This window comes from Streptomyces sp. CA189, from assembly GCF_056428985.1.
This window is the reverse complement of record NZ_JBWJVM010000147.1, coordinates 1-7,923: the sequence shown is the minus strand read 5'-3', so window position 1 is coordinate 7,923 and position 7,923 is coordinate 1. Positions and strand designations below refer to the sequence as shown.

At 72.1% G+C, this 7,923-nt stretch carries 7 protein-coding genes; 6 read left to right on the top strand and 1 reads right to left on the bottom strand.

Translation table 11 applies throughout. The annotated features are described in order from the left end of the window. Window positions 1-203 precede the first annotated feature (203 nt). The gene (locus AC061S_RS43910) at window positions 204-1,583 is read right to left on the bottom strand and encodes a transcriptional regulator (RefSeq protein ID WP_478691488.1); all 1,380 of its coding nucleotides are present in this window, start codon (window positions 1,581-1,583) and stop codon (window positions 204-206) included. Window positions 1,584-1,778: 195 nt separating this feature from the next. Here AC061S_RS43910 and AC061S_RS43905 point away from each other — a divergent pair, with 195 nt between their 5' ends. The 6 genes from AC061S_RS43905 to AC061S_RS43880 all read left to right on the top strand — a co-directional run bounded on the left by AC061S_RS43905 (window position 1,779) and on the right by AC061S_RS43880 (window position 7,552). Beyond that, window positions 1,779-2,483: a bifunctional DNA primase/polymerase gene (locus tag AC061S_RS43905; RefSeq protein WP_478691487.1), complete on the top strand. Its 705-nt coding sequence runs from the start codon at window positions 1,779-1,781 to the stop codon at window positions 2,481-2,483. Between the two features lie 122 nt (window positions 2,484-2,605). Next, window positions 2,606-3,499 (top strand): ABC transporter ATP-binding protein, encoded by an 894-nt coding sequence (locus tag AC061S_RS43900; protein ID WP_478691486.1) that lies wholly within the window; start codon window positions 2,606-2,608, stop codon window positions 3,497-3,499. Beyond that, complete coding sequence (locus AC061S_RS43895; RefSeq protein WP_478691485.1) at window positions 3,496-5,160, top strand: transporter; 1,665 nt, start codon at window positions 3,496-3,498, stop codon at window positions 5,158-5,160. Before AC061S_RS43900 ends, AC061S_RS43895 begins: the two co-directional genes overlap by 4 nt. 81 nt (window positions 5,161-5,241) lie before the next feature. After that, on the top strand, window positions 5,242-5,697 hold the full coding sequence (locus AC061S_RS43890; RefSeq protein ID WP_478691484.1) for an SseB family protein: 456 nt from the start codon (window positions 5,242-5,244) through the stop codon (window positions 5,695-5,697). After that, window positions 5,694-6,326, top strand: a complete 633-nt coding sequence (locus tag AC061S_RS43885; protein ID WP_478691483.1) for a hypothetical protein — start codon at window positions 5,694-5,696, stop codon at window positions 6,324-6,326. The genes AC061S_RS43890 and AC061S_RS43885 overlap by 4 nt, the downstream gene beginning before the upstream one ends. Beyond that, the gene (locus AC061S_RS43880) at window positions 6,326-7,552 is read left to right on the top strand and encodes a putative T7SS-secreted protein (RefSeq protein ID WP_478691482.1); all 1,227 of its coding nucleotides are present in this window, start codon (window positions 6,326-6,328) and stop codon (window positions 7,550-7,552) included. The genes AC061S_RS43885 and AC061S_RS43880 overlap by 1 nt, the downstream gene beginning before the upstream one ends. The last annotated feature ends 371 nt before the right edge of the window (window positions 7,553-7,923 follow it).

The following is a 7,923-nucleotide window of genomic DNA, read 5'->3' as shown; positions in this document are numbered from 1 at the left end:
GCGTGATTTGTGGCGCAGCAACACCCCGAACCCTGTCGAAGCTGCGCACAGGGCGCCTAAATCATGCAGTCCAGGCCGACACCCCACCCCGCCCCCGGCACCGTCCCCCACCCGCAGCCATACAGACACCGACCACACCCCAGCCCCGCCGGCGTTTGAGGCGCAGGGGCCCGGGGACCGGTCCCCGGCAACGGCGCCGCAGGTCAGGACACCGGCTCCAGGCGGGCGGCGAATTCACGGGCCGCCGGCTCCTCCCGGTACGGGTCCAGGCGGGTGCGGAAGTCCTCCAGGTACACCGCCCCGCGGTGGGAGCGGATGCCCGACAGGACCTCCGCCGCCTGCGTCGCCGTCTGGCAGGCGGCTTCCACCTCACGCTGCTGCACCCGCGCCGCCGCCAACAGCAGCAACCCGATCGCCCGCCGCCGCGCCTTGCCCGCCGGGAGGTCCCGGAGGACCTCCTCCGCCCGTTTCGCCGCCGCGTCGGCCTGCCCCAGGTCCCGATGGCAGTGCGCCAGTTCGTCCGCGAGGTACGCCGCGTCGAAGTGCCGGATCCACTCCGGGTCGTCCCCCGACTCCGGCTCCGCCCGCTCCAGCGCCGTCACCGCCCGCGAGGAAAGCACCGCCGTCGACCGCGCGTCACCGAGCAGCGCGTGCCCCCGCGCCTCCGCCGCGTAGAACATCGCCTCCACCCGGGGGGTGACCTGGCCCCGGGTGCCCTCCTGTGCCGCTCTCGCGAGCTGCGCGATCTCCCTCGGGTTCCCCAGCTCCGCCGCCAGGTGGCTCATCGACGCCGCCAGGACGTAGCCCCCGTACGCCCGGTCGCCCGCGGCCTGCGCGAGCCGCAGGGCCTGGATGTAGTAGCGCTGGGCCAGGCCCGGCTGGCCGGTGTCCACCGCCATGTAGCCCGCCAGCTCGGTCAGTCGGGCGACCGCCGCGAACAGGGCCCGCCCGACCGGCTCCCGGTACGCACCGCCGATCAGGCCGGAGACCACCGAGTTGAGGTAGTGCACGACCACCGGGCGCACGTGCCCGCTGCCGAAGCGGTGGTCGAGGTCCTTCAACGCCTGCGTGGTGGCCCGTACCGCCTCCACGTCCGACATCCCGACCCGGGAGCCGCCGCTGCGCGCGACCTGCGGGTCGGCCCCGGTGATCAGCCAGTCGCGGCTGGGCTCGACCAGCGCCGAGGAGGCCACGCTCGACCCCGACAGGAAGTCGCGCCGGCCCACGTCGCTCCGCCACAACTCGCTGACCTGCTCGATCGCCCCGATGACGGTCGGAGAGAACTGCAGGCCCACCCCCGAGGCGAGGTTCTTGCCGTTGGCCATGCCGATCTCGTCGATGGTGACGGTCCGGCCGAGTTTGCGGCCCAGCGCCTCGGCGATGATCCCCGGAGCCCGGCCGCGCGGCTGCTGGCCGCGCAGCCAGCGGGCCACGGAGGTCTTGTCGTAGCGGAGGTCGAGACCGTGTTCGGCCCCGCACATGTTGACGCGCCGGGCGAGCCCGGCATTGGAGCACCCGGCTTCCTGGATGAGCGCCTGCAGCCGTTCGTTCGGCTGGCGGGCGACGAGAGGCCTGGCTGCCATGAAAACCCCCAGAGACGCGGGTGATCGTTCGAATGATCACTTCCCGCCTGATGTGCGGGGAATCTTCCCCATTGCGTCCTGTCGCTACCCACCTCCGGCGCCCCGGCCTCCCACGCGCCCCCCGCGATGCACCGATGCGCCCCGCATGCAGGATCGATGCTCCGCAGCCCAGCCGGTTTACGCCCGTAACCCCCCGTGACCGCAAGAGTTGTGCTGCACGTGGAAGAGACCATCGGAGTCACGGAGACCGCGCCCATCCCCCTGCAGCGCAGTGAGCCGCTGCTGGACCATGCCGTGCGGTACACGGAAGAACGGCACTGGGATGTCTTCGCCGGCACCTGGCTGGAGTCCGGCGAGGGGCGGGAGCAGTGCTCGTGCGGGGCCGCGGAATGCCCCGTGCCCGGCGCGCACGCGGCGGGGAAGGACTGGGCCTCGCAGGCCTCGGGCAGCGCCGTGCAGGTCAGGCGGCTCTGGGGGAAGAACCCGAAGGCCGCCATCCTGCTGCCCACCGGCCGTACCTTCGACGCCCTCGACGTCCCGGACGCGGCCGGTTTCCTGGCGCTGGCCCGGCTCCAGCGCATGCAGCGCACCCTCGGACCGGTGATCGCCAACCCGGCGGGGCGGATGCTGTTCTTCGTCCTGCCCGGCGCCGGGGCGAAGGTGCCCGACCTGCTGCGCAAGATCGGCTGGCAGCCCGCCCAACTCGACCTGGCCGCGCGCGGCGAGGGCGAGTACGTGGCCGCGCCGCCGACCCGCATCGGCGGCCGCGGTTCGGTGCAGTGGGCGCAGCCTCCGACGGCCGCGAACCGGTGGCTGCCGGACGTGGAGGAGCTGATCGACGCACTGGCCTACGCCTGCGGGCGCGAGGCGGCGGCGGAACGGGCCCGGCGCACCCCGTGACCCGGCCCTGACCAGCGGACATCTCCACAGGGAAACTCATGACATAAGTAACTGCTCCGCCTCTCCCCCTCCTCCTATGGTGAGAAAAGCAGGACACGGGGAACGGAACGAGAGGCAGGCGCATGCCGGACCAGGGCGTTGCGACGGGCGGGACGGACGGGACGGGTGGACCGGGTGGCGGTGCGCGACCCGCGCCGTCCGCCGCACCCGCCGTGCGGGTCGAGGGTTTGTGGAAGCGGTTCGGCGAGCAGGTGGCCGTGTCCGGGATCGATCTGGAGCTTCCGGCCGGGCAGTTCATCGGCCTGGTCGGGCCGAACGGCGCGGGCAAGACGACCACCCTGTCGATGGTGACCGGGCTGCTGCGCCCGGACATGGGCCGGGTGATCGTCGCCGGGCACGACGTGTGGGCGGACCCGGTGGGGGTGAAGTCCCGGATCGGCGTGCTGCCGGAGGGGCTGCGGCTCTTCGAGCGGCTCTCCGGGCGGGAACTGCTCGGCTACATGGGCCGGTTGCGGGGACTGCCGGGCCCGGAAACCGACAGCCGGGCCACGCAGCTCCTGGAGATCCTGGACCTGGCCGGTTCACAGAACAAGCTGATCGTCGACTACTCGACGGGCATGCGGAAGAAGATCGGTCTGGCGGCCGCGCTGCTCCACAACCCCGAAGTGCTGTTCCTGGACGAGCCGTTCGAGGGCGTGGACCCGGTGTCCGCGCAGACCATCCGCGGAGTGCTGGAACGTTACACCTCCTCCGGAGCCACGGTCGTCTTCTCCTCCCACGTCATGGAGCTCGTCGAGTCGCTGTGCGACTGGGTGGCCGTCATGGCCGCCGGCCGGATCCGCGCCGCGGGCACGCTGGCCGACGTACGGGGTGACGCGCCCTCGCTGCAGGCCGCGTTCCTGGAGCTGGTCGGGGCGCACGGCCGGGCCGCGGGCGACTCCCTGGACTGGCTCGGCGGCGGGGCCGCGGCCAACGGCGGGAGCAACGGGGCGGGTACCGGGGCGGGTGTCCGATGAGCACGCCGACGCCCACCCGTGCTCCGGCGCCCCCGTCCGGGTCCGCCGCATCCGCCTCCGCGGCCGCGTCCGTCAACATCACGCCGATCTTCGTCCGCCTCAAGCTGTCCCTCCTGCGCAACGGGCTCAAGGGCGCCCCGATGCGCAAGGCCGCCTACTTCGGCGCCCTCGCCTTCGCCCTCGTCATGGCCTTCATCGGCACGCTCAGCCTCGCCCTGCTGCGCGGCAACGCGCACGCGGGCACGGTCGTCGTCCTGCTGGCGGCGGTCCTCGCCCTCTGCTGGACGTTCGTCCCGCTGTTCTTCGCCACCGGCGACGAGACGCTCGACCCGACCCGGCTGGCCATGCTGCCGCTGCGCCCCCGTCCGCTCGTACGGGCCCTACTGGCCTCCTCGCTCGTCGGCATCGGACCGCTGTTCACGCTGTGCCTGGCCGTCGGCTCGGTGATCGCCCTCGCACGGGGCGCGGCGGGCGCGGTGGCCGCCGTCCTGGCCGTGCCGCTGCTGCTGGTCGGCTGCGTCGCGCTGGCCCGGGCGGTGGCGACCGCCAACGTCCGGCTGCTGACCAGCCGCAAGGGACGCGACCTCGCACTGCTCAGCGGCCTGCTGATCGCGGTCGGCGCCCAGGTGGCGAACTTCGCCACCCAGCAGCTGTTCGAGACCGGCGGCCTGGAACGGCTGGAGCCGGCCGGGGCGGTCGTGCGCTGGCTGCCGCCCGCGACGGCCGTCGGGATGGTGGACTCCGCGAGCGAGGGCTCGTACGGGATCGCGGCCGCCCAGCTCCTCATCACGGTCGCGGCCCTCGGGCTGCTGCTCTGGTTCTGGGAGCGCAGCCTGACCAAGCTGATGGTCACCCCGGACGGTTCGACGGTCGCGGCGGCCAAGGAGAAGAAGAAGCCGGCGAACGGCGCGGCCGGAGTCTGGTCGCTCCTGCCGGACGACCGTACGGGCGCGGCCGTCCAGCGCTCGCTGCGCTACATGGCGCGTGACCCCAAGACCAAGGCGGCGGCGGTGTCGGCCCTGGCGATCGGTCTGATCATCCCGGTCGCCAACGCCCTTCAGGGCGGCGGCTCGGTGTACCTGGCCTGCTTCGCCTCGGGCATGCTCGGCGTCCAGATGTACAACCAGTTCGGGCAGGACACCTCGGCGTTCTGGATGGTCGCGCAGACCATTGCGAGCGCCCGTGACGCCTACGTGGAACTGCGCGCCCGAGCCATCGCCCTCGCACTGATCACCGTGCCCTTCACCGCGGTGGTGGCCGCCGTCACGGCCGCCCTGCTCGGCGACTGGTCCGGCCTCCCCGGCGCCCTGGGAGTGGCGCTGGCCCTGCTCGGCTCGATGCTGTGCACGGGAGCCCTCGCATCGGCCCGCTTCCCGTACTCGATCCCGACGGACGGGGCCTTCAAGAACGTCGCTCCGGGCCAGGGCGCCCTGGCGTACGGAGGCATCTTCGCCGGGATGGTGGTCTCGGCGCTGATCAGCTCCCCGGTGATCACCCTGGCCATCTACTTCAGCGCCACGGACCAGAAGTCCCTGGCCTGGGTCCTGCTCCCCCTGGGCGTGGCCTGGGGAACGCTGGCCACCTGGGCCGGCCTGCGCCTCGCCGCCCCGACGGTGGTGCGCAAGCTCCCGGAGATCCTGCTGGCCGTCAGCAAGGGCTGACACACCCTGACCACACCCCGGTCGGCCCGCCGGGACCCCGCACAAGGGTCTGTTCGACTGATCGAACTAGGGGGCTCCGGGGTGGGATTCGACGAGGAGTGGGCCCAACTGCGGGCGGAGGCGGCCGGACGGGCTGCCTCCGCCCCGGCGGTGGTTCCCGTAGCGGAGTCCGATCCGGTGGCGGATGCACGGGATGCGGCGCTGGAGCGGCTGGCGGACTTCCGCGGCCGGGTGGTGCTGGTGCCCTTCGACGACCGGGGCGGCCTGTGGACGGCCGGGCTCGGGGGCCTGGACTGGATCTGCGCGTTCACGAGCGAGGAGACGCTGGCCCGCTTCGCCGAGGCGCGCGGCGAGGCCGGGCGGGAATGGCCGTACCGGACCATGGCCGGCGCACGGCTCCTGGACGAAGTGATGCCGGCGCTGGACTTCCCGTGCGGGGTCGCGCTGGACGCGGCCGGTCCTGACGGCGCGGTCTTCCCGCCCGTGCGCGGGATCGTGCCGGATGCGGCGGCGCTCGGCGGGGAGGCGGCGGCATGAGCGGGGACGGTGCGGATCTCGACGCCTCGCAGGAGGCTCTGGGCCAGATCGCGCAGGGCATCACGCAGACGCTCGCCGAGCTGAAGGAGCTCGGGCTGGTCGGTACGGCGAGCATGGGCCGCGGATTCTCCGGGCTCGCGCTCTCGGGGATGGAAACCGGGCACGAAGGGCTCACCTCCGCCCTGGACACCTTCTGCGGGCGCTGGGAGTGGGGGGTCCGCTCCCTCGTGCAGGAGGGCAACGCCTTCGCGGCGAAGGTCGGCCTGTCGGCGGGGGCACTGCACGAGCAGGACCAGTACATCCAGGGAAGCTTCAAGGTGGTGGCCAACGCCGGGCTGGGCAATCCGTACGCATCCGAGTCGGATGTCGTCGGCAAGGACTGGGGCGAGGTCCTTTCCGAGAATCCGTACACGCAGATCCGGGACGCGGACTACCGCCGGGAGTCGTACGACCGGGCCTCCGAGAACAGCGGGGAAGCCTGGAAGGGCACGATCCGGGACCTGAACAGCTCCGATCTGCTCCTGTCCAACCAGATCATCGACGTCGCCGGACTCCGGGACGACGTCGACAGGGCGGTCGACGACATGGCCGGCCCGGCCCCCGAAACACAGCCGGTCGGTGAGCACTGATGCCGGACTGGGGTGGACTCCTCGACAAGGGCATCGAGCAGCTCGACCGCGGCGTGGACTCCGCCAAGCAGGTCATCGGCCACGGCATCGACGCGGCCACCGAAGTGGTCGGGGCGGACCTCGACCGCCTCGGCGCGCACGGCTGGGCGGACAAGGTCGAGGGCTTCGGCGACGAGGTCGCCTCCGGCCTCGGGGTTTCGATACGCGAGAAGCAGCTCGGCCAGAGCGAGCTGGCCAACGAACTCGTCCACGGCAAGGCGGCCGCGATCCGCGCGTCCGCGGCGCACCTCATGGACTTCCACAAGGCCTTCGACCGGGTCGGGCAGGGCATGCGGGCCCTGGACTCCGGCCGCTGGAAGGGCGCCGCGGCCGATGCCTTCCGCGAGAAGTTCGCGATGCACCCGACGGACTGGTTCCACGCCGCCGACGCGTGCGAGGCCGCGGGCAGCGCACTCAACCGGTACGCGGAAACGGTCGAGTGGGCACAGGAACAGGCCCTGGGCGCCATCGAGCTCCACCGGGCGGCGGTCAGGGCACGCAAGGACGCCGCGGACACGTACGCCAGGCAGGCCGAGGCCTTCAACGCGGCCGTACGGAGCGGAGCCGGCGACCCCGGTCCCCCGCCCGTCGAGTCCACCGTGGGCACGGTGGAGCTCAGCCGGGCCCAGGAGGTCCTCACCGAGGCCCGCCGCCAGCGCGACGACGCGGCCACCACCGCCGAGCGGGCCGTCGCGGCCGCCACCCGGCTCGCCCCGGCCGAGCCGACGCCGCGGGAACGGGCGATGGCAGAGTTCCTCGACCAGGGGGGCGCCGTGGCCGTCGAGCTCAACCACGTGGTGGGCGGCGCGGCCAAGGGCACCGCGGGGATGCTGAACTTCGTCCGCGGCCTCAACCCGATGGACTTCTACAACCTCACGCACCCGGCGGAGTACTCGCAGAGCGTCAGCACGACCCTGGCCGGCCTCGTCTCCACCGCCGCCCACCCGGAGCGCATCCCGGGCGCCTTCATCGACAGCTTCAAGGACGATCCGAGCGAAGGTCTCGGCCGCCTGATCCCCGAACTCATCGGCACCAAGGGCCTGGGCGGAGCCCGGGTCGGGGCGCGGGTCGGGAAGGAAGCGCTGGAGGCGGGTGCGGAGAGCGCGGCAAAGCACCCGTTGCACCGGGAAGCACTCCTCACGATATTCCCGACTGGAAAGACCTCGACAGGCCCACGGATCAGGTAACAGAAAGAGCGATCCATGCTGATTCCGTAACGCCCGAGGAGGCACAGGGTTTTCTGGATGACCAGTATCCATGGCTCAAAGACATCAACAACACAAACGAGTACGGATACACGCAGAATTGCTCGCACAATGTGGTGACGGTGGACCGGAGATTGGATGGGGTGGAGGTCTCGACGTCGCCGAAGATCGACCCGGACCACATCCCGCCGAAGGAACTCGGACTAAACGACCGCGAGCCGGGCGACTACTGAACTTGATTGGGTGATGTCGGGGCTGTTCGCCTGACAGCGTCCGGGTCGTTCCGGTAGCCCTGATGCTGTGAGGTACGCGCAGGGCGGCGGTTTGACCGACGCCGAGAGGGCCGCGCGGGA

What these genes read in the sequence shown, in the direction of transcription:
- AC061S_RS43910 (WP_478691488.1), bottom strand. Translation starts at nt 1,583, where the DNA reads ATGGCAGCCAGGCCTCTCGTCGCCCGCCAGCCGAACGAACGGCTGCAG.
- AC061S_RS43900 (WP_478691486.1), top strand. Translation starts at nt 2,606, where the DNA reads ATGCCGGACCAGGGCGTTGCGACGGGCGGGACGGACGGGACGGGTGGA.
- AC061S_RS43895 (WP_478691485.1), top strand. Translation starts at nt 3,496, where the DNA reads ATGAGCACGCCGACGCCCACCCGTGCTCCGGCGCCCCCGTCCGGGTCC.
- AC061S_RS43885 (WP_478691483.1), top strand. Translation starts at nt 5,694, where the DNA reads ATGAGCGGGGACGGTGCGGATCTCGACGCCTCGCAGGAGGCTCTGGGC.
- AC061S_RS43880 (WP_478691482.1), top strand. Translation starts at nt 6,326, where the DNA reads ATGCCGGACTGGGGTGGACTCCTCGACAAGGGCATCGAGCAGCTCGAC.